The sequence below is a fragment of the Burkholderia sp. CpTa8-5 genome (genome assembly GCF_017815045.1).
GTDB classification, from domain to species: Bacteria; Pseudomonadota; Gammaproteobacteria; order Burkholderiales; family Burkholderiaceae; genus Burkholderia; species Burkholderia sola.
The window spans coordinates 285,803-305,649 of sequence record NZ_JAGIQD010000004.1 but is presented as its reverse complement, the minus strand read 5'-3'; the positions used below and the strand labels follow the sequence as shown (position 1 = coordinate 305,649).

The 19,847-nt window shown below is 67.0% G+C and carries 18 protein-coding genes; 9 read left to right on the top strand and 9 right to left on the bottom strand.

Annotation, left to right across the window (positions count from 1 at the left end; translation table 11 throughout):
* Positions 1-106 precede the first annotated feature (106 nt).
* Positions 107-817 (top strand): IclR family transcriptional regulator, encoded by a 711-nt coding sequence (locus J8I35_RS09380; protein WP_209925081.1) that lies wholly within the window; start codon positions 107-109, stop codon positions 815-817.
* Between the two features lie 118 nt (positions 818-935).
* On the opposite strand, the gene J8I35_RS09375 is transcribed toward J8I35_RS09380, so the two are convergent.
* Together J8I35_RS09375 and J8I35_RS09370 are read right to left on the bottom strand one after the other, a co-directional pair.
* On the bottom strand, positions 936-2,267 hold the full coding sequence (locus J8I35_RS09375; protein WP_050012116.1) for an MFS transporter: 1,332 nt from the start codon (positions 2,265-2,267) through the stop codon (positions 936-938).
* Between the two features lie 67 nt (positions 2,268-2,334).
* Positions 2,335-4,683 (bottom strand): cytochrome P450/oxidoreductase, encoded by a 2,349-nt coding sequence (locus tag J8I35_RS09370; protein ID WP_209925080.1) that lies wholly within the window; start codon positions 4,681-4,683, stop codon positions 2,335-2,337.
* 113 nt (positions 4,684-4,796) lie between these two features.
* Between J8I35_RS09370 and J8I35_RS09365 the strand changes: the two genes are divergently transcribed.
* Positions 4,797-5,627: an IclR family transcriptional regulator gene (locus tag J8I35_RS09365; protein ID WP_209925071.1), complete on the top strand. Its 831-nt coding sequence runs from the start codon at positions 4,797-4,799 to the stop codon at positions 5,625-5,627.
* A gap of 53 nt (positions 5,628-5,680) precedes the next feature.
* On the opposite strand, the gene J8I35_RS09360 is transcribed toward J8I35_RS09365, so the two are convergent.
* Positions 5,681-6,217, bottom strand: a complete 537-nt coding sequence (locus J8I35_RS09360; RefSeq protein ID WP_050012119.1) for a carboxymuconolactone decarboxylase family protein — start codon at positions 6,215-6,217, stop codon at positions 5,681-5,683.
* 122 nt (positions 6,218-6,339) lie between these two features.
* Here J8I35_RS09360 and J8I35_RS09355 point away from each other — a divergent pair, with 122 nt between their 5' ends.
* Both J8I35_RS09355 and J8I35_RS09350 read left to right on the top strand, forming a co-directional pair.
* The gene (locus J8I35_RS09355) at positions 6,340-7,320 is read left to right on the top strand and encodes an AraC family transcriptional regulator (protein WP_245170173.1); all 981 of its coding nucleotides are present in this window, start codon (positions 6,340-6,342) and stop codon (positions 7,318-7,320) included.
* Between the two features lie 50 nt (positions 7,321-7,370).
* Positions 7,371-8,276: a LysR family transcriptional regulator gene (locus J8I35_RS09350; RefSeq protein ID WP_209925068.1), complete on the top strand. Its 906-nt coding sequence runs from the start codon at positions 7,371-7,373 to the stop codon at positions 8,274-8,276.
* 56 nt (positions 8,277-8,332) lie between these two features.
* Here the strand turns inward: J8I35_RS09350 and J8I35_RS09345 are convergent, their stop codons facing one another.
* The 5 genes from J8I35_RS09345 to J8I35_RS09325 all read right to left on the bottom strand — a co-directional run bounded on the left by J8I35_RS09345 (position 8,333) and on the right by J8I35_RS09325 (position 13,522).
* Positions 8,333-8,812, bottom strand: coding sequence for a nuclear transport factor 2 family protein (locus tag J8I35_RS09345; protein WP_209925067.1), 480 nt, complete (start codon positions 8,810-8,812; stop codon positions 8,333-8,335).
* A gap of 50 nt (positions 8,813-8,862) precedes the next feature.
* Positions 8,863-10,932: a pyridoxamine 5'-phosphate oxidase family protein gene (locus tag J8I35_RS09340; RefSeq protein WP_209925066.1), complete on the bottom strand. Its 2,070-nt coding sequence runs from the start codon at positions 10,930-10,932 to the stop codon at positions 8,863-8,865.
* Positions 10,933-11,030: 98 nt separating this feature from the next.
* A complete protein-coding gene (locus tag J8I35_RS09335) occupies positions 11,031-11,648 on the bottom strand; it encodes a glutathione S-transferase (RefSeq protein WP_209925065.1) in 618 nt (205 codons plus the stop codon).
* Positions 11,649-11,915: 267 nt separating this feature from the next.
* Positions 11,916-12,791: an SDR family NAD(P)-dependent oxidoreductase gene (locus J8I35_RS09330; RefSeq protein ID WP_124638893.1), complete on the bottom strand. Its 876-nt coding sequence runs from the start codon at positions 12,789-12,791 to the stop codon at positions 11,916-11,918.
* A 152-nt stretch (positions 12,792-12,943) separates the two neighbouring features.
* Positions 12,944-13,522 (bottom strand): TetR/AcrR family transcriptional regulator, encoded by a 579-nt coding sequence (locus J8I35_RS09325; RefSeq protein WP_124555291.1) that lies wholly within the window; start codon positions 13,520-13,522, stop codon positions 12,944-12,946.
* Positions 13,523-13,723: 201 nt separating this feature from the next.
* Between J8I35_RS09325 and zwf the strand changes: the two genes are divergently transcribed.
* Positions 13,724-15,199: a glucose-6-phosphate dehydrogenase gene (gene zwf, locus J8I35_RS09320; protein ID WP_050012127.1), complete on the top strand. Its 1,476-nt coding sequence runs from the start codon at positions 13,724-13,726 to the stop codon at positions 15,197-15,199.
* Between the two features lie 61 nt (positions 15,200-15,260).
* Here zwf and J8I35_RS09315 read toward each other — a convergent pair whose 3' ends face one another.
* On the bottom strand, positions 15,261-16,202 hold the full coding sequence (locus J8I35_RS09315) for a LysR family transcriptional regulator (RefSeq protein WP_050012128.1): 942 nt from the start codon (positions 16,200-16,202) through the stop codon (positions 15,261-15,263).
* A 101-nt stretch (positions 16,203-16,303) separates the two neighbouring features.
* Here J8I35_RS09315 and J8I35_RS09310 point away from each other — a divergent pair, with 101 nt between their 5' ends.
* From J8I35_RS09310 to dkgB, 4 genes are all read left to right on the top strand, one after another.
* A complete protein-coding gene (locus J8I35_RS09310; protein ID WP_209925064.1) occupies positions 16,304-17,506 on the top strand; it encodes an MFS transporter in 1,203 nt (400 codons plus the stop codon).
* A 28-nt stretch (positions 17,507-17,534) separates the two neighbouring features.
* Positions 17,535-17,858 (top strand): hypothetical protein, encoded by a 324-nt coding sequence (locus J8I35_RS09305; RefSeq protein WP_050012130.1) that lies wholly within the window; start codon positions 17,535-17,537, stop codon positions 17,856-17,858.
* Positions 17,859-17,871: 13 nt separating this feature from the next.
* On the top strand, positions 17,872-18,822 hold the full coding sequence (locus J8I35_RS09300; RefSeq protein ID WP_050012131.1) for an LLM class oxidoreductase: 951 nt from the start codon (positions 17,872-17,874) through the stop codon (positions 18,820-18,822).
* A gap of 149 nt (positions 18,823-18,971) precedes the next feature.
* On the top strand, positions 18,972-19,778 hold the full coding sequence (gene dkgB / locus J8I35_RS09295; RefSeq protein WP_209925063.1) for a 2,5-didehydrogluconate reductase DkgB: 807 nt from the start codon (positions 18,972-18,974) through the stop codon (positions 19,776-19,778).
* Positions 19,779-19,847 lie beyond the last annotated feature (69 nt).

Genomic DNA, 19,847 nt, shown 5'->3' with positions numbered 1-19,847 from the left:
CTATAGCCAGAGGACGCGCGCAAAGGCACTGGCGTTTACCCTTTTACGTGGTAAACCATCGTTTTACTCTGTACAATCCCGAATGAATGTCGACGGGAGAGAAGGAATGGGAAACGACGGGGTCGTTGCCGTGGAAAAGGCGCTTTCGCTGCTGGACTGCTTCAAGCCCGGCGCCGAATCGCAGTCGCTCGCGATGCTGTCGCAGGCATCCGGCATGCACAAGACGACGGTCTATCGGCTGATGAATTCGCTGGAGCGAATGGGGTATGTCGTGCGCGCGCAATCCGGCAACTATTCGCTCGGACATCGCGTGCTGTACCTCGGCAAGCTGTACGAGCAGTCCTTCCATCTGTCCACGGTGGTGGAACCGGCGCTGCATGCGCTGGCCGCGTTGACGAAGGAAAGCGCATCGTACTACGTGCACGACAACGGGCAGCGGCTCTGCCTGTTTCGCGTCGAGCCGTCCGAGGGTCTACGTGAAACGCGGCTGGCGGGCACGAAGCTGCCGCTCGACGACACGGCCATCAGTCACGTGATCCGCTTCTGGGGGCTCGGCGAACCGATCTACGACAAGCCGCCTGCACTGCCCCTCTTCACCGCGGGTGCGCGCGACGTGCACACGGCGGCGTTCGCGGTGCCGGTCTTCGGCGCCGGCGACAAGTTCATGGCGGCGCTGACGCTTTCCGGTCCTGCGTCTCGCCTCAGCGTCGCGCACGAGTCGGGCGAGCTGGATCGACCGCAACTGGATGCGGCCGCCGATCTATCGCGGAAGCTGGGCGCGAGTGTCGCGCTCTGCGAGAACGTCTACGGCACCTGATCGCCGCTTCCGCACAGGGCGGGTTCGAGCCGACGAGCCGTAACAGGGCTAGTACGGACCGGTCGAGCCGGCACACGCGCAACCCGCTTCTTCGCCCGCATGACGCGGCCGCCGTTCTTTACGCATGCGTCGAACGCGGCCGGTCGTTCGTCCGCATCGCATGTCCGGCGAACATCGACTGTGAATCGATGTCCTCACCGCGCGATTCGCGCGACGCGATCACCGCGACGAACGCGGGAAGCGCCATCAGCATCGCGTAACCCGCGACGAAGATCGCCGAGCCCGTATAGCTGACGAGCAGCGTGCCGACGATCGGGGCGATCGACCCGCCGAGCACCGATGCGAGCTGATAGCTGGTCGACAGTGCGGTAAAGCGCACCCGCGTCGGAAACAGTTCGGCCATGTACGCGGCCATCGGTCCGAGAATGATGCCGTGGCAGGCCAGGCACGCGATCAACGCGAGTTGCAGATGCGCATAATCGCTGCCCGGCGACAACGTGAACAACGAACAACCGGCGACCGCCGCGCCGAGCAAGCCGGCGATCAGCACCGGGCGCCGTCCGACCCGGTCCGACACGTGCGCGGCGATCAGGATGACGACGACCTCGATCGCCGACGCCCACATCAGCGCGGACAGCGCCTGCGGCCGGCTGAAGTGCAGATAGCCGGTCGCGAGTCCGAGCGCGAACGTCGAGAACAGATACAGGAACGTGTTTTCCGCGGCCTTCACGAAGAACGCACGCGCCATCTGCCGCCAGTTGCCCGCACACGTTTCGCGCAGCGACGCGCGCTCGACCGTCCGATGCGCGGCGGCCAGCTCGGCGAATGCCGCCGATTCCTCGACGCGCCGGCGCGTCCAGAAACCGACGATCACGAGCAGCGCGGAGATGAAGAACGGAATCCGCCACGCCCAGTCGACGAATGCGGCATCGCCGTAGAACCGCTGCACCAGCCCGATCACGAACGCGGTCAGCACGTTCGCGAGCGGGCCGGCGAACATCGTGAAGCTGGTCCAGAAGCCGCGCTGCGCGGCGGGCATCGATTCGGCGATCATCAGGATCGCCCCGGTCGCTTCGCCGCCGACCGCGATCCCCTGCACGATCCGCAGCAGCACGAGCAGCAGCGGCGCCGCGATGCCGATCGACGCATAGGTCGGCAACAGGCCGACGCAGAACGTGCTGATGCCCATCATCAGCAGACTGACGACGAGCGTCTTGCGGCGGCCGATGCGGTCGCCGATCATCCCGAACACGATGCCGCCGAGCGGCCGCGCGACGAAGCCGACCGCGAACGTCGCGAGCGCGAGCAGCGTGGCCGCGAGCGGATTGCCGACGACGAAGAACTGCTTGTCGAACACGAGCACCGCGCACGCGGCGAACGCGAAGAAGTCGTACCACTCGAGCGTGGTGCCGACGGTGCAGGCGAACATCAGGTTGGCACGCTTTTTCATCGCGCATGTCTCCGGTCTTTTTTGTGGTTTATGGGGGGCGAGCGGCGCTCGCGGCGCCACCGCGCGTTCAAAGTTCGAGAACGAGCCGCTCGCCACCGCACGCGCGCGAACAGCAAGTCATCATGCGGTCGTGCGCATCGCGCTCCGCGCGCGTGAGCACGCTGTCGCGATGATCGACTCGACCGGCCAGCACGCGGACTTCGCACGAGCCGCACAGCCCTTCTCGGCAGTCGCTCTGCACGTCGATGTTCGCGTGCTGCAACGCGTCGAGCACGGTCTGGTTCGCCGAGACCGTCAGCGTGATGCCCGAATCCTTCAGTTCGACTTCGAACGGCCGCTCCTTCGACGGATCCAGCGCCGCCTTCGTCGACACGAAATGCTCGACTCGCAGCGCATCGCGCGGCCAGTGCGCGCAGCTCGCTTCGAGTGCGTCGAGCATCCGCGCGGGGCCGCACGCGTAGATGTGCGTGTCGTCGGCCGGCTGCGCGAACAGCGCGCGAAAGTCGTTACGCGAGCCTTCTTCCGACACGTACACGTGCAGACGCTCCCCATGCAGCGCGGCGAGCGTATCGAGCATCGCCATCGACGCGCGTCGCGAGCCGCTGTAGTGGATTTCGTAATCGATGCCGCGCGCCTTCGCTTCGCGCGCCATCGCACTGATCGGCGTGATGCCGATGCCGCCCGCGACGAAGATGGCCTTGTCGACGTCGGCTGCGAAGCGGAAGTGATTGCGCGCGCCGCGAATCTTCAGCCCATCGCCGGCGCGCAGATTCGCATGCACCCACGCCGATCCGCCGCGGCTCTGCGCTTCGTGCAGTACCGCGATCTCGTACGCGTCGCGCTCGTCCGGGTCGCCGCACAGCGAATAATGGCGCGTGATGCCGGTATCGCCGCAGATCACGTCGATGTGCGCGCCGGGCGTCCAGCGCGGCAGCGGGCGGCCGTCGGCGGACACGAGCCGGATGTGGGCGATGCGATCCGCGCACATCGACACGCGTTCGACCGTGACCGCGCGGCTCACCGCGTGCGACGACGGCTCGCCGATGCGCACCGCCGCGCGCGGGCGCAGCACCGACGGGTCGCGGCGCTCGGGATTCAGCGCAGGATCCCATTCGACGTACAGATGCTCGGGGCCTCGGAACGACGTGTTCGGCACATACGTGAAGCGCTGCTCGGCGAGCTTCATGTGCGGCAGACGGCGCGTGAACTCGTCGAGGAAGACCTGCATCTCCATGCGCGCGAGATTCTTGCCCATGCACTGATGCGATCCATAGCCGAACGTCAGCTGATCGTTCGCGTTCTCGCGGCGGATGTCGAACAGGTCGGCGTCCGCGAAGCGCGCTTCGTCGTGATTCGCGGACGACGTGACGATCAGCAGCTTCGAGCCCGCCGGAATGTCGACGCCGCCGATCGTCACGTCCTTCGTCGCGAGCCGTCGCCATGCGGCGACCGAGCCGTTGTGGCGCAGGCACTCCTCGACCGCGTTCGGAATCAGCGACGGATCCTCGCAGATGTCGCGCCACGCGTCCGGATGCTGCAGCAGCAGTTTCATCGCGTTCGCCGTCGCGTTCGCGGTCGTCTCGTGCGCCGCGACGATGCCCGCCATCATCATCGAATGCAGATACGAATCGGTGATCACGTCCGGCAGTTCCTTCTGCTTGCGGATCCCGTACTGCATCCAGCCGGGCCCGGACGGATTCTCGCGCATCTTGTCGAGCACCTTGCCCGCGAACTGCCAGAACTTGCCGACCGCATGCGCGACCGCGACCTGCTCCTCCGGTTTCGGGCGCCCCCACGTGTTGATCGTGTGCGCGATCGAGTATTCGCGCAGCGTGTCCATGTCCTCCTCGGGCACGCCGAGAAAGTGCAGCGCGACGGTGAGCGGCACTTCCCACAGCATCTGGTCGACCAGATCCGCTCGACCGTCGTCGATGAAGCGGTCCACGTATTCGCGTGCGAGCCGGCGCACCATCGGTTCGTGATGCCTCAGCGCGTCGGGCGTGAACGGGTCGAGCAGCGCGCGGCGGCGCGGCATGTGCGCGGGCTCGTCCTCGTTGACGAGCGTGCGGTTCAGCGCAAAGCCGTACGACGCGAGCACCGCGTTCGCCTCGGGGCCGGTGGGCGTGATCTTCTCCAACGCGATCGACGGGCTGAACGTGAGGTTGTCGCGAAAGATCGCCTTGATGTCGTCGTAGCGCGTGACGACCCAGTAGCCGAGTTTGGGGCTGTAGAACACCGGCTCCTGCTCGCGCGCCCAGCGCACGTACTCGGGCGGGTCCTGCTGGTAGCCGTCGTCGAACGGATCGAACGCGGCTGCGGCGGCGCTCACCGGACAGCCGTTCGGTGCGCTCGCCGCGGCCGGCGCAGGATGAAACGGACATTTCGACGATGACGCGTGGCGGTCCGTGACGGACATGATTCGCTCCCGTGCTATGATTTTGCGTAAATCTAATACGCAATGCGTAATCAAACGACTGGGGTAAACCTTGGCGGCCGGGTGCCGCCGGTCGTCCGGCTAGAATCCGGCTTATGGAAAAGATCGCCAGAACGAAGAAGACCGCGCCGCCCGAGCGCGACCGCAGGCAACGCGTCCAGTCCGCGTCGACCGGCCTGCTCGTGCTGAAGGAACTCGCCGCGTGCGGCGGCCGCGCCACGCTGACCGCGCTCGCCGCGCGGCTCGACGAGAATCCCGCGAAGGTTCACCGCTATCTGGCGAGCCTGATGGAGGAAGCGTTCGTCACGCAGGAGCGCGCCACCCAGCAATACGTGCTCGGGCCCCAGTGCATCTCGATCGGGCTCGCGGCGATCCGGATGGCCGACCCGATACGGCTCGCCGAACCGTCGCTCGTGCGCGTGCGCGAGCGCCTGGAGGTGACGTGCTTCGTCGCGATCATGGGCAACCGCGGGCCGACGATCATGCGCTTCGAAGAGCCCGGCTTGCCGGTCACGGTCAATGTTCGCGCCGGCTCGGTGATGTCGTTGCTATGGTCCGCAACCGGGCGGCTGTTCCTCGCGCTGCTCGACGAACCGCGTGTGCGGCAGCTTGCGGAAGACGAACTCGCGTCGGCGCCGGCCGAGCTGCGCGCGCAGCTCGATCGACGCGATCCGGTCGGTCAATTGCAGCGCGAGATTCGCGCGGCCGGCCTCGCGACCGTCCGCGACACGAACCTGAAGGGCATCAGCGCCGTGTCGGCGCCGCTATTCGATGCGAACGGACATATGTGTGCGGCGATCACCGCGTTGGGCGCGACCGGCGGCTTCGACGCGTCGATCGACGGGCCGGTCGCGACGGCACTGCGCCACGAGGCCGCGCTGATCAGCGGCGAGCTCGGGTACCGGGCCGATCCCGACAGCCGGTAGTGCGTCCGCGTATCGGCGCGGACGCGGGCTTCCTGCCCGCGATTGCCGCGCCGTTACGCCACGGCCGGAAAATCGAGCGTCGTATCGTTCACGCGATTGACGAGGTTCGTGAACGTGATCGACGCGATGGCGAGATTGATCTCGATGAGCTGGCGTTCCGTATAGCCCGCTGCGCGCACCGCATCGACGACCGCAACGGGGACCGTGCCGTGCGTGCCGACGAGCGTACGAACATACGCGACCAGCGCGTCCCGCGCGGCGTCGCCGGTTGCCGCGCCCGCGCGCACCTGCTTCATCTGATCGCTGGTCAGGCCTGCCAGCTTGCCCATCAGCGTGTGAGCGGCGACGCAGTAATCACATCCCGCGTATTCGCTGACCGCCAGCTTGATCGCTTCGATATCGGCCTTGCCGAGCGTGCTCGCCGCGACCGCCGCATCGAACGCCAGCGCCGCGCCGAGCGCTTCGGGGCTTTGCGTGCCGATGGTGGCGTATGCGTTGGGCACCTTGCCGACGGCCTTCTTGATCTTCGCGAACACTTCAGCGGCCGCGCCGGTTGCCTCTTCAGGGCGAATGGTGGTGAGACGGGACATGATCGACTCCTTGCTTCGTGGTTGAACGGTTAGCCATGTCGTATGGCATGGGAGTCAGTGTAGGGATGCGCGACGGTTTCTTTAATGCCATACTGCCGCAACTCCATGCTCAAACGTCTCATATGGAAATGCTCGACCGATTGCTGTCGATGATGCCGGTCACCGGGCGGCTCGACGTGCGGTGCCACTTCGGGGCGCCGTGGCGCATCGACCATCCCGAGTCGAGCGAGTGGGAACTCCCCTATCACATCCTGTTGCGCGGCGAGGCCGTCGTCGAGTGCGAGACGGACGGAGAAGACGAACCGACGCTCCGGATGAAGGCCGGCGACATCGTGGTGTTTCCGTCCGGCAGCGCCCATCGGCTGCACGACGGCAGCGGCGAGGCGCCGCGCGCCGCGCGCGAGCGGCACAGGAACGGCCTGACCGTTGCGACGAACGGCAGCGCCAATGCGAACACCGATGTGCTGTGCGGGCGCTTCGTGCTGCCTGCCGTCCCGCAGCAGTTGCTGCGCGATCATCTGCCGCGACGTCTGATCGTGAGCAGCGTAACCGCAGGCGACGAACAGACGCGCGACGCCGCGTTTGCAGCCACGCGGCTCGCGCGGGTCATCGAATTGATGCGCGAGGAAGTGCTGGAGCAACGCGCCGGCAGCGCCGCGGTCGTGGATCATCTGTCCGGCGCGCTGTTCGCGTTGACCCTGCGCAGTGCGTCAGAGGCAGACCACGCGCCGCGCGGGCTGCTTGCACTGGCACAACGTCATCGGCTGCAGCCGGCGCTCGCAGCGATGTTCGACGAGCCCGAAAAGCCCTGGACGCTGGCCCGGCTGGCCGAGCGCTGCCACATGTCGCGCGCGACGTTCGCACGCCACTTCGACGAGGCGATCAGCCGCTCGGCCAGCGATGTCCTGACTGAAATCCGCATGGCGCTTGCCGGGCGCAAGCTCGCGCAAACGACGATGTCCGTCGCCGAGATCGGCGAATCGGTCGGCTATCGATCCGAGGCCGCATTCCAACGGGTGTTCAAACGGCAGGTCGGCATGACGCCGGCGAAGTGGCGCATCCGATCGTCGAGCATCGCGGAGCCGGACGCGCGTTCATCCTGACGCACGATGCGCGTGCGGACACGTTCACTTCACCCGGATATCTTTCATACATGGACAGGCTCCAGGCCATGACCACCTTCGTCACGGTGGTCGAGACGGAAGGGTTCGCATCGGCGGCGCGCAAGCTGAACGTCTCGCCGTCGGTGATCAGCCGCGTGATGACGGAACTCGAGGAATATCTCGGCGTGCGGCTGTTGACGCGGACGACGCGCGTGGTCCGCATCACCGATGCGGGCGCGTCGTTTTACGAAGACTGCCGGCGCATTCTCGCGGACATCGACGCGGCCGAGCTTTCCGCCACCGGCACCGGCAATACGCCACGCGGCCAGCTCACCGTCACGGCGCCTGTACTGTTCGGCAAGAGCTACGTGACGCCGATCGCGCTCGAGTATCTGCAGCAGCATCCTTCCGTCAATCTCAACTGCTGGTTTCTGGACCGCGTCGTCAATCTCGTCGATGAAGGCGCCGACGTGGCCGTGCGCATCGGCGAGCTGCCGAACTCGTCGCTGCAGGCGGTCTCGGTCGGGAAGGTACGCCGCGTGCTGTGCGCGTCTCCCGCTTATTTAGACGCGCACGGCACGCCGCAGCATCCGGACGATCTCGCGGCTCACGTCACGATTCAGGCGACGGGCATCACGCCGGCGCCCGAATGGCGCTTCCGCGCGCGGGACAAGACGCTCACCGTCCCCATTCAGCCACGCCTGCTGACCACGACGAACGATTCCGCGATTGCCGCGGCAACGGCCGGCCTCGGCATCGTGCGCCTGCTGTCCTATCAGGTGGTCGACGAACTCGCGCAAGGCACGCTGTGCGTGCTGCTGGCCGAGCACGAACTTGCGCCGCTTCCGGTTCACGTCGTGCATCGGGAGGGCCGGCACGCGAACCGCAAAGCGCGCGCGTTCATCGATCTCTGCGTCGAAAGGCTGAGGGCCCAAGCGCCGATGTGGTCTGCCTAGCAGGCACCGGCGAGTCGGCACGCGTACGAGCATCGCACGCCGTAGGCAAGCAGGCCCTACAGGCCGAGATCGCTCAGGCCCGGATGATCGTCGGGCCTGCGCCCGAGCGGCCAGAAGAACTTCCGGTCGGCCTCGGCGATCGGCAGATCGTTGATGCACGCATGCCGGTGATGCATGAGGCCATCGTCGCCGAATTCCCAGTTCTCGTTGCCGTACGAGCGATACCAGTTCTGCGCGTCGTCATGCCACTCGTACGCGAAGCGCACGGCGATCCGGTTGCCGCCGTACGCCCACAACTCCTTGATGAGCCGGTAGTCGAGTTCGCGCTGCCACTTGCGTGTGAGCAGCGCAACGATCGCCGGACGGCCCGTCGCGAATTCGGCGCGGTTGCGCCACACGCTGTCGATGCTGTACGCGAGCGAAACCTGCTCCGGATTGCGCGTATTCCACCCGTCTTCGGCGAGCCGCACTTTCTCGATCGCCGTCTCCAGCGAGAACGGTGGAACCGGCGGGCGAACAATGTTGACGTCTTTCATGGTCAAACTCCTTTCGTCGGGAATCGTCGCCTTGCGACGAGGGTTCTGAATCACACGTCGAGCAGCAGACGGTCGCCGCCGCCCGATTCGCGATGCGCGGGCACCGCGCAGCAGATCAGCGCTTCGTCGTCCGGTACCTTGAATTCCGGCGCGACCGGATACGTCACCGCGCCTTCGACGATCCGGGTGCGGCAGGTGCCGCAACTGCCTCCGCGGCACCCGTATTCGGGCGTCAAGCCGCGCGCCTCGGCCAGTTCCAGCAGCGAGCCGCTGCCCGGCTGCCAGCGCGCTTCCTTGCCCGACTTGACGAACGCGACGGGTGTCGGCGTATCCGCCGGCGCACGCAGCGGGGCACTCGCGTCCGAATCGGCTCGACGCTTGAGCCCGGAAGGGCCGAACGACTCCGCGTGGATTCGGTGGTCCGCCACGTTCAGGTCGCGGAGCCCGTCGTAGACCGCTTGCATGAAGCCCGACGGTCCGCACAGGTAAAAGTCGTAGTCGTCGAACGGCAGCGTCGCGCGCAGCAGGTTCGCATCGATGCGGCCGACGACGTCGAACGCGTCGCCCTCGCGCGCGCCGGTCGCGTCCGACAGCACGCGCACCACGTTCACCGCGCCGTTCGCCGCCGACGCGAGCTGGCCGATCTCGTCGCTGAACGCGCGCTCCTTCACGGAGCGTGCCGCGTGAAAGAACCAGGTCTTGCGGGTGCCGCGCTTGCGCGCGCCTTCGTAGACGATGTGACGCAACATCGCCAGCATCGGCGTCACGCCGACACCGGCCGCCAGCAACACGGCAGGACGGCGCTCGAGCGCATCGATCGTGAATTGCCCGGCGGGCGCTCGCACTTCGATGCGGTCGCCGACCTGCACCCCGTCATGCAGATGCGACGACACGCGCCCTTCCCGCTTCACGCTGATGCGATACACACCGTCCGACGGCGCGCTCGACAACGTATAGGTGCGGATGAGCGGATCGCCGCCTTCCGACAGGTTCACGCGAATCGGCACGTGCTGGCCCGCCAGGTGCGGCACCAAGCCGGCGCCGTCCGCAGGGTCGAGCTGGAACGAGCGAATCAGCGTGCTCTCGTCGGTGATTTTCGCGACCCTGAACGGACGCCACGCCCGTGCCAGTTCGGCGGCGCTCAGGCGGCTCGCGGCCTCGTCCCAGCTCCCCGTCATCAGCGAGTTGGGCGACCAGCCTTCCGCCCGGAACGTCCAGCGCAACGGCAATGCGCCGGCGCGATAAACGACGCGGCGCGGCTTGAAGCGCCACAGTCGCTCCGCGCCCTGAAATGCGGCGATCTCCGGTGAATCGAGGTCGACTTCGGCTTCGCCGGTCATCTGCAACACGTCGCCGGTTTCGAAGTCGGCGAACACGATGCCCGCGCGCGGATTGACCCGAAAATTGCCCAGTGTCGCGAAGAACAGGTTGCCGGCGAAATCCGGGATCGTCAGCACGCCGTCGTCGCCGACGCGCACGAACCCCGCCTTGCCGCCGCGATGCGAAACGTCGACCTGACGCTCGGCGCCGTCGCCGACGTAGGACGCAACGAACAGCGTGTCGGCAGCCGCGATGATCGCGCGGGCGCGATCGTCGAGACGATCGCTTTCCTCCGGTGCGATTTCCGAGAACGTATCGGGTTCGCGTACGAACGCGAAATCGCGCAACTGGATGTATTGCGGGCAGTTGCCGAAGCTCTGCACGACATCGAGATCGAATGCGCGCGTCTCGCCGCGGCGGATCATGCCGTTCAGGCGATTGCGACGCCGCGTATGCAGTTCGATGCCGAGCAGGCCGATCGCCGCGCCGTCGTGCGTGCCACTGGCAGCCGGATCGTTCGGATCGAACACGGTGTCGATGCGCAGGCGCTTGTCGTTCGGCGACTGCATGAAGCCGGGCTGGCCGAATGCGAAGGTCGCCCATACGTCTGCGTCGTCGGCCACCGCACCGACGACGACGAAAGGCAACTGTGCGAAGAACGCGCGATGCTGGTCGGGCATGTGATCCCTGACGAAGCGCCGTCCCACGCTGTCCATCTTCTGCATCACGCCTGTTTTTTCCTGCAGCTCGAGTTCGCCCCGATGCCACGGCGAGTTCGCTTCATTCGATACCGTGCTCACGATGTGTCTCCTCGACGGAACCTGCACATGACGCTTTCAGCGCGCGTTGACGCGCAGGCGTCGCCTCCGTCACCGCACGGGCGACGGGCCGACCTCGATCACGCAGCGGCCGCGAGCCCGACCGGCGTCTTCACGAACTCGACGAAACCCGGCAACGCTTCGATGCGGCGCAGCCACGCCGCGACGTTCGAATAGCCGGACAGGTCCACATTGCCTTCGGGTGCACGCGCAACGTAGCCGTACAACGCGACGTCGGCGATGGTGGGCTTCGGCCCGACGATGAAGTCGCGCCCCGCGAGTTCGGCGTCGATGAGCGCGAGGATGCGATGCGCGCGGGCGATCACTTCGTCGGCATTGAACTTCGCACCGAAGACCGTGATGAGCCGCGCGGCGGCCGGCCCGAATGCGATCTCGCCGGCCGCGACCGACAACCAGCGCTGCACGGCGGCTTCCTGCACGGGCGATTGCGGGAGGAAGTCGCTGTTGCCCGACGTGCGGGCGAGATACACGAGGATGGCATTCGAATCGGCGATCACGGTGTCCCCGTCGACCAGCACCGGCACCTGACCGAAGCGGTTCAGCGCCAGAAATTCAGGCGACTTGTGCGCGCCGGCGGCCAGGTCGACTTCGACCAGTTCATGCTCGATGCCGAGCAGCGAGATGAGCAGGCGGGCGCGGTGCGAGTGACCGGAAAGCGGATGAACGTAGAGCTTCATGACTGTGTCCTTTTGGAGGTGCGACGAGCAGGTCTCATCGCTTGAGGCAAGTCTAGAAACTCGGCGGTTGCGACAGAATCCCCGCTGAGGAGAATTGATCGTTCTCGTTTCGCGAATGGTCGGGCGAAAGCCGGCGTTGCGATGCGGACCCACGCGGCGTTTTGCGCGCCGGGCCGCCGGCGAAATCGATCGCGCCGGCACGCGACCCGGCTTGCGGGAGCGACGCGGTCGACGCGATCGACGCGCCGCCCGCGACAGCGGCCGCCCTTACTCGATCGCCTTGAGCGCCTCCAGTCCGTCCGGCAGCTTCGCGTCCGGAAACTGCGTGGACAGCGTGGCGTCCCGCCAGCGCGCCGCCTCTTCCGCGCGCTGCCGTTCCGCCTGCTCGCAGACGAACAGCGCATCGCCGCCGAGCAGCAGGCGCAGCGGCACGTCGTCGCGGCGCGACAGGTCGACGATCAACGCCGCGATCCGCGCGGGATCGCCGACCTCGTGGCCGCCATACGCACCGAGCAACTCGAGAATCTTGCCGACCGACGGCTGATAGTCGGGCAGCAGATCGTCGACGTCGCGCTTCGCCTGCGCGGCCCATTCGGTCCGCATCCCGCCCGGTTCGAGCGTGCACACGCGCACGCCGAACGGCGCGACTTCCTTCGCGAGCACGTCGCTGAATCCGCCGACCGCCCACTTCGCGGCCTGATACGCGGACAACCCGGGCGTCGACGTGCGCCCGCCGACCGACGATACCTGGAAGATGCGCCCCGCGCGTTGTGCGCGCATCGTCGGCAGCACCGCGCGCGTGAGATTGATCACGCCGAACAGGTTCGTTTCGATCTGGTCGCGGAACACGTCGGCGCCCATCTGCTCGAACGGCGCCGTATGGCCGTAGCCCGCGTTGTTCACCAGCACGTCGATGCGGCCGAATGCGGCGCGTGCCGCCGAGACGGCCTGCTCTGCCGCCGCTTCGTCGGTGACGTCGAGCGCGACCGGCAGCAACCGGTCGCCATACCGTTCGGCCAGATCGGCCAGTTGCGCCGGGTCGCGTGCGCCGGCCACCAGTCGGTCGCCCGCCGCCAGCACGGCTTCCGAAATCGCGCGTCCCAGGCCGCGTGCGGCCCCTGTTACCAACCAGACTTTCGACATTTTCCACTCCTTGATCGTGGTGAAACGATGAAAATGAATGATTACTCACTCATTAATATGGACGATGAACCGATCCTTCATGACCTGCATCGCCCGGCCTGAAACTCCGTGCCGGTCGTCGCGGCACGCGCCGCCCGACGGCCGTGCCTGACTCACACCGCGTGCAACACGGCCCACAACGCGCGAAAGCCGGCTTCCTGGTACGCATCGGCTCGCGCCGGATCGCGTGCGATCGATTCCATCGCCGTTTCCGCGATCGACGTAAACAACGCCGAGCAGAACGCATGCGCTTCGTCGCGGTTCAGCGCGCCCGACGCGGCGACCTGTTCGCGCAGCAGCGCACGGATCGCGCCGAAGCCTTCGGCGCCGGCCGCGCGATGCGGGTCGTCGATGCGCCCGCTCACGCCGAGCTGCTGCAGCGCGCGCCGGCCGTCCGGATTCGCGACGCCCCACGACACATAGCCGTTCCACGCATGCCGTACCGCCTGCTCGGCCGGCGCGTGTTCCGGAAACCCGGTCATCATCGCTTCGCGCATGTCGGCCTTCAGGCTCACGTACAGCGCGTTCAGCAACGCATCCTTGGTGTCGAAATAGGTGAACACCGTGCCTTCCGCCACGCCGGCCAGCCGCGCGATGCGCGCGGTCGTCGCGGTCGCGCCGTCCTCGGCGAGCGCGCGCGCGGCCGCGGCGAGGATGGCTTCGTGCTTGTCGGGACTGCGCGGTCGGGCCACGTTCGATTCCTTTAATGAGTGAGCGCTCAATCATAATCGAGCCATCAGCGAGAACGCAAGCCCTGTTACATCCGGGGGAACGCACACGCAAACCATCAAAACGGTGCACTATTGCGTTTTGCCGTACCGGCGCCGGCCATCCGGCGCCCGATTGCCCTCGAAGTTCGTTTCACGTTCACCGTTTCAAACCGCGAACCTCCCATGACGAATCAGCCTTCCCAGACGGCGGCCGACCGGCCCGTCGACATGATCATCTTCGGCGGCGGCGGCGACCTGGCCGCCCGCAAGCTGTTGCCCGCGCTGTACATGGCGCACCTGCACTGCAATCTTCCGCCCGAGACGCGCATCATCGCCGTCGGCCGCCGCGACTGGGGCATCGACGGCTATCGCAAGTTCATGGACGAGCAGTCGCGCCCGTTCATCGACGAGAAGGCGTTCGACGCCGACGCGTGGAGCCGCTTCCTCGACCTGTTCAAGTACGTGCTGATCGACGTGAACGCGCCGGACGACTACCTGCGGCTCGCCGAAGCGGCGCGTGGCGACGCGATCCGCGTGTTCTACCTGTCGACGTCGCCGGAGCTGTTCACGACGATCTGCGACAACCTGTCGGCCGCGCACCTCGTCGACGCGCACTCGCGCGTCGTCCTCGAAAAGCCGCTGGGCCACGATCTCGCGTCCGCGAAGGCGATCAATAACGCGGTCGGCAAGCACTTCGAAGAATCGCAGATCTACCGGATCGACCACTATCTCGGCAAGGAAACCGTGCAGAACCTGATGGTGCTGCGCTTCGGCAACCCGATCTTCGGGCCGCTGTGGCAGGCGCCGAACATCCGCAGCGTGCAGATCACGGTCGCGGAAACGGTCGGCGTCGGCAGCCGCGCGGGCTTCTACGACCATACCGGCGCGCTGCGCGACATGGTGCAGAACCACCTGCTGCAGTTGCTGTGCATCGTCGCGATGGAGCCGCCCGTGTCGCTCGACCCGGACGCGGTGCGCGACGAGAAGCTGAAGGTGCTGCGCTCGCTGCGGCCGATGTCGCTGTCGGACGTCGCGCGCGACACGGTGCGCGGCCAGTACACGGCCGGCGCGGTCGACGGGCAGCCGGTCAAGGGCTATCTCGAGGAAGACAACGTGCCGGCGGACAGCCGTGCGGAAACCTTCGTCGCGCTGCGCGCGCACATCAACAACTGGCGCTGGGCGAACGTGCCGTTCTTCCTGCGCACCGGCAAGCGGCTGCAGCGCCGCCAGTCGGAAATCGTGATCGAGTTCGCGGACATGCCGTTCTCGATCATCCCGACCGGCCCGCGCAATTACGGCAACCGTCTCGTGATCCAGCTTCAGCCGGAAGAGTCGATCCAGTTGCAGATGCTCGCGAAAGAGCCGGGCAGCGGAATGAACATGGTGCCGGTGAGCCTGAACCTCGACCTGCAGCAGGCGATTCCGGAACGGCGCGCGGAAGCGTACGAACGGCTGCTGATCGACGTGATCCGCGGCCGCCTCACGCACTTCATGCGCCGCGACGAACTCGAAGCCGCCTGGTCGTGGGTCGAGCCGATCCTCGACGGCTGGAAGCAGCTCGGCGACCGGCCGCGCCTGTACACGGCCGGCACGTTCGGGCCCGCGGCTTCGTCGGCGCTGCTCGCGCGCGACGGAATGTCCTGGGCCGAAGAGGCGTAATCGCCGCACGACGGCGTGCCGCCGCGCGGCACGCCGAACTTGGAAAGGCAGCGCCGCGTCGCTACTGCGACTCCATCCACGCGGCCTTGCGCCGCGCCGGCGCATCGCCGCCGCTGCCACCGCCCAGCACCTCGATCAGGTAGTCGACGAACGACGCGATCCGCGACGAGATCGCGGTATTGCGGTAGTACACCGCGTGAATCGGCTGCCTGACGTCGAGCGTCTGGCGCGCAAGCACCTGCACCAGCCGCCCCGCTTCGCGATCCTGCGCGGTCACGAAATCCGACAGGCACACGACCCCCGTGCCCGCCAGCGCGAGCTGCCGCAGCGTCTCGCCGCTCGACGACCAGACGTCGGGCTCGATGCGGCAGGGCTCGCCGTCCGCGCCAAGGATCGGCCATACGTTCAACGATTCGGGCTGCGTGAAGCCGAGCAGCGTGTGCTTCGGCAGATCCTCGACCTTGCGCGGCTGCCCGTGCGCTTCGATGTAGTCGGGGCTGGCGAGGATGCGCACCCGGCTGTTGCCGATCCGCCGGCTGTGCAGCGTCGAATCCTTCAGCCGGCCGATCCGGATCGCGACGTCGGTGCGCCGCTCCAGCAGGTCGATGATGCCCTCGTTGCTGTTCAGCTCCAGCTCGACCTTCGGGAAGCGCTCGCGGTAGCCGCGCACGAGCGGCACGATCACGTGCAGCATGAACGGCGTCGCGGCGTCGACGCGCAGGCGCCCGGACGGCATCTCGCGCCGCGCGAGCATCTGCTCTTCCGCGTTCTCGACCGATTCGATGATCGCGCGCGCATCCTGCAGGAACGCGCGCCCTTCCTCGGTCAGTTCGAGCCGGCGCGTGGTCCGGCGCAGCAGCGTGGTCTTCAGCTTTTCCTCGAGCCGCGCGAGCGTGCGGCTCGTCGCCGACACGGTGAGGTCGAGCTGCTGGGCGGCGGCCGTGATCGAACCGGTGTCGACCACGGCGGCAAAGGCCTGGAGTTCGTCGAGAGTGATCTTCATTGTTGATCTGAAATCAAAACAATTTGGTTTATAGACCAGTTTTTCCGCAAAAGTAAAGCCGGCACACTGCGATCCATTCCTACTGAAACCCGGATCCCGTCATGCCACTCGCGTTGCTTGCGCTGACCATCAGCGCCTTTGCCATCGGCACCACCGAATTCGTGATCGTCGGGCTGATCCCGACGATCGGCGCCGACCTCGGCGTCAGCCTGCCGTCCGCCGGCCTGCTCGTCAGCCTGTACGCGCTGAGCGTGGCCATCGGCGCGCCGCTCCTCACCGCGCTCACCGGCCGCGTGCCGCGCAAGGCGCTGCTCGCCGGGCTGATGGCGCTCTTCACCGTCGGCAACCTCGTCGCGTGGCAGGCGCCGGGCTACGAATCGCTGATCGTCGCGCGCGTGCTCACCGGCCTCGCGCACGGCGTGTTCTTCTCGGTCGGCTCGATCATCGCGACCACGCTCGTGCCGAAGGACAAGGCCGCCAGCGCGATCGCGACGATGTTCAGCGGGATGACCGTCGCGTTCGTCGCCGGCATTCCGCTCGGCACCTTCATCGGCCAGCACTTCGGCTGGCGCGCGACGTTCCTGATCGTCGCGCTGTTCGGCCTCGTCGCGTTCCTCGGCGCGGTCGCGTTCGTGCCGCGCGGGCTGCCGCAGACGCCGCCCGCGCCGCTCGCCCGCCAGTTGCGCGTGCTGGCCCAGCCGCGCCTGCTCCTCGTCTATGCGATGACGGCGGTCGGCTACGGCGGCTCGCTGATCGCGTTCACGTACATGGCGCCGCTGCTCGAACAGATCGCCGGCTTCACGCCGTCGCAGGTCAGCCTCGTGCTCGTCGGCTACGGCGTGTCGGTCGCGATCGGCAACGTGTGGGGCGGCAAGCTCGCGGACGCCGTCGGCCCGGTGAAGGCGCTCAAGCGGATCTTCCTGCTGCTCGCGATCGTGCTGCTCGCGCTGACCTTCACGATCCACGTGAAATGGCTCGCGGTGCTGACGATGCTCGCGTGGGGCGCCGTGGCGTTCGGCAACGTGCCGGGGCTGCAGGTGTACGTCGTCAAGCAGGCGCGCCACTTCGCGCCGGACGCCACCGACGTCGCGTCGGGCTTCAACATCGCCGCCTTCAACCTCGGCGTGGCCGGCGGATCGTCGCTCGGCGGCCTGATCGTCGCGAACGTCGGCCTCGGCCACACGCCGTGGATCGCCGCCGTCGTCACGCTCGGCGCGTTTGCGCTCACCGCGCTGAGCGGCCGTCTCGACAGCCGTCAGGGCCTGCCGGAACGCACGGCCGAACCCGTCGAACTCGCCCATTGAACGTCATCCTTTTGCAGGAGCCACCCGCATGAACGCATCGACCCAACGTCCGCCGTTCGCCGGCAAGACTTTCGAAGTCCGTTACGACGGCCTCACCGCGCTCAACGCGTACGACGAAGACGGCCTCCACATGCGCTACGAGATCACCGAAGGCCCGTACGCGGGCGCGAAGGGTGAAGTGGCCTATACGTGGCAGCCCATCGCCGACGACACCTACGCGATCTCGTGGCAGGAAGCCGATCGCGCCACCGTCGTGCATATCGACGACTTCGCCGCGGGCACGTCGCGCTCGTTCTTCACCGCGCCGTCGCTCGATTTCTACCGGCTCGACGGCAGCCTGCGCGCGATCTGAACGGAGCCCGACCATGTCCACTTCACTCGACACGCTCGCCGCCGGCGGCTTCAGCATCGGCATCGAACTGCCGCTCGACAACGACTGGACCCCGTCCGGCAACGCGAAACGCCGGCATGACGGCCGCCACCCCGGCGTGCCCGACCTCGACATCCACGCGGAGCTCGCGCAACTGGCCGACACGCTCGGCTTTCGCGCGCTCTGGGTGCGCGACGTGCCGGTGTACGACCCGTCGTTCGGCGATGCCGCGCAGGTGTTCGAAACGTTCTCGTATCTCGGCTACCTCGCCGGAATCACGCACGACATCCTGCTCGGTACCGCGGCCGTCGTGCTGCCGCTGCGCGAACCGCTGCTGACGCTGAAATCGGCCGCGACGATCCAGGAACTGAGCGGCGGTCGCCTGCTGCTCGGCGTCGCGAGCGGCGACCGGCCGGTCGAATATCCGCTGTTCGGCCGCGACTTCGCCACGCGCGGCGAAAACTTCCGCGACCAGATCGCGCTGCTGCGCGACGGCGCGCGCGGACACTTGCCGCCCGGCCTGGAAGTGCTGCCCGCCGCCCGTTCGCCGGTGCCGCTGCTCGTCGCGGGCCTCGCACAGCAGACGCCTGCGTGGATCGGCGAACACATGGACGGCTGCCTCGCGTATCCGGGCACGCCGGCCGATCACCTGCAGCGCGCCGCGAACTGGCACGCAGTGGCCGGCGACAAGCCGTACGTGAGCTTCATCCATCTCGACCTCGCGGAAGATCCGCACGAACCGCTGCAGCGGCACCGCTTCGGCGCCCGCGCGGGGCGCATCGCGCTGACGGAAGAACTCGCGGCGATGCGCGACGCGGGCGTGCAGCACATCGGCCTGCATTTCCGCCGCAACCGGCGGCCGCTCGACGAGACGATGGCCGAAATCGCATCGGACGTGCTGCCCGCGTTCCATCCGAACACGACGCCGCAGACGCGCGCCGCATAAGCGGCGACCACGGTCCGGACGCCCATGGCGCGACCTATATTTGACTTTAAATCAAATATTTTTGACTGATGAACGCGTTTATCTCATCAGTCTCACGCGCCAGAATGACTTCCATACCGCAATCGTTCCCCCTCTTTCAGGAGCACATGATGAGCAAGATTCCCGCATTCGGCCTCGGTACGTTCCGCCTGCAAGGCCAGGTCGTCATCGACTCGGTCCGCAACGGCCTCGAAGTCGGCTACCGCGCGATCGACACCGCGCAGATCTACGGCAACGAAGCAGAAGTCGGCGAAGCGATCGCCGCGTCGGGCGTGCGCCGCGAAGACCTGTTCCTCACGACGAAGATCTGGGTCGACAACTACGCGCCGGAAAAACTGGCGGCCAGCCTCGAGGAAAGCCTGCGCAAGCTGCGCACCGACGTCGTCGACCTGACGCTGATCCACTGGCCGGCGCCGGGCAACGGCGTGTCGATCGACGCGTTCATGACCGCGCTGGCGGACGCGAAGGCGAAGGGCCTCACGCGCCAGATCGGCATCTCGAACTTCAACATCGAACTGACGAAGGAAGCGATCGCGGCCGTCGGCAAGGACGCGATCGCGACGAACCAGATCGAACTGAGCCCGTACCTGCAGAACCGCAAGCTGGTCGAGTTCCTGAACGCCGAAGGCATTCACGTGACGTCGTACATGACGCTCGCGTACGGCAAGGTGCTCGGCGACCCGGTGCTCGGCGCGATCGCACAGCGTCACAACGCGACGCCGGCGCAAGTCGCACTCGCATGGGCGCTGCAACTCGGCTACTCGGTGATTCCGTCGTCGACCAAGCGCGAGAACCTCGCGAGCAACCTGCTCGCGCAGACGCTGCGCCTGACCGACGAAGACATGGCGCAGATCGCCGCGCTCGAGCGCAACGGCCGCGAAGTCGACCCGGACGGCCTCGCGCCGAAGTGGGACTGAGCCCACGCCGCCTTCATCCGACATGACCCGTCCGCGGCCCGCCGGCCGCGGCACCGACAGGAATCCACC

Excerpts from the sequence above, each read along its gene's own strand:
- J8I35_RS09380 (WP_209925081.1), top strand. The coding sequence starts at position 107 with ATGGGAAACGACGGGGTCGTTGCCGTGGAAAAGGCGCTTTCGCTGCTG.
- J8I35_RS09375 (WP_050012116.1), bottom strand. The coding sequence starts at position 2,267 with ATGAAAAAGCGTGCCAACCTGATGTTCGCCTGCACCGTCGGCACCACG.
- J8I35_RS09370 (WP_209925080.1), bottom strand. The coding sequence starts at position 4,683 with ATGTCCGTCACGGACCGCCACGCGTCATCGTCGAAATGTCCGTTTCAT.
- J8I35_RS09365 (WP_209925071.1), top strand. The coding sequence starts at position 4,797 with ATGGAAAAGATCGCCAGAACGAAGAAGACCGCGCCGCCCGAGCGCGAC.
- J8I35_RS09360 (WP_050012119.1), bottom strand. The coding sequence starts at position 6,217 with ATGTCCCGTCTCACCACCATTCGCCCTGAAGAGGCAACCGGCGCGGCC.
- J8I35_RS09355 (WP_245170173.1), top strand. The coding sequence starts at position 6,340 with ATGGAAATGCTCGACCGATTGCTGTCGATGATGCCGGTCACCGGGCGG.
- J8I35_RS09350 (WP_209925068.1), top strand. The coding sequence starts at position 7,371 with ATGGACAGGCTCCAGGCCATGACCACCTTCGTCACGGTGGTCGAGACG.
- J8I35_RS09345 (WP_209925067.1), bottom strand. The coding sequence starts at position 8,812 with ATGAAAGACGTCAACATTGTTCGCCCGCCGGTTCCACCGTTCTCGCTG.
- J8I35_RS09335 (WP_209925065.1), bottom strand. The coding sequence starts at position 11,648 with ATGAAGCTCTACGTTCATCCGCTTTCCGGTCACTCGCACCGCGCCCGC.
- J8I35_RS09330 (WP_124638893.1), bottom strand. The coding sequence starts at position 12,791 with ATGTCGAAAGTCTGGTTGGTAACAGGGGCCGCACGCGGCCTGGGACGC.
- zwf (WP_050012127.1), top strand. The coding sequence starts at position 13,724 with ATGACGAATCAGCCTTCCCAGACGGCGGCCGACCGGCCCGTCGACATG.
- J8I35_RS09315 (WP_050012128.1), bottom strand. The coding sequence starts at position 16,202 with ATGAAGATCACTCTCGACGAACTCCAGGCCTTTGCCGCCGTGGTCGAC.
- J8I35_RS09310 (WP_209925064.1), top strand. The coding sequence starts at position 16,304 with ATGCCACTCGCGTTGCTTGCGCTGACCATCAGCGCCTTTGCCATCGGC.
- J8I35_RS09305 (WP_050012130.1), top strand. The coding sequence starts at position 17,535 with ATGAACGCATCGACCCAACGTCCGCCGTTCGCCGGCAAGACTTTCGAA.
- J8I35_RS09300 (WP_050012131.1), top strand. The coding sequence starts at position 17,872 with ATGTCCACTTCACTCGACACGCTCGCCGCCGGCGGCTTCAGCATCGGC.
- dkgB (WP_209925063.1), top strand. The coding sequence starts at position 18,972 with ATGAGCAAGATTCCCGCATTCGGCCTCGGTACGTTCCGCCTGCAAGGC.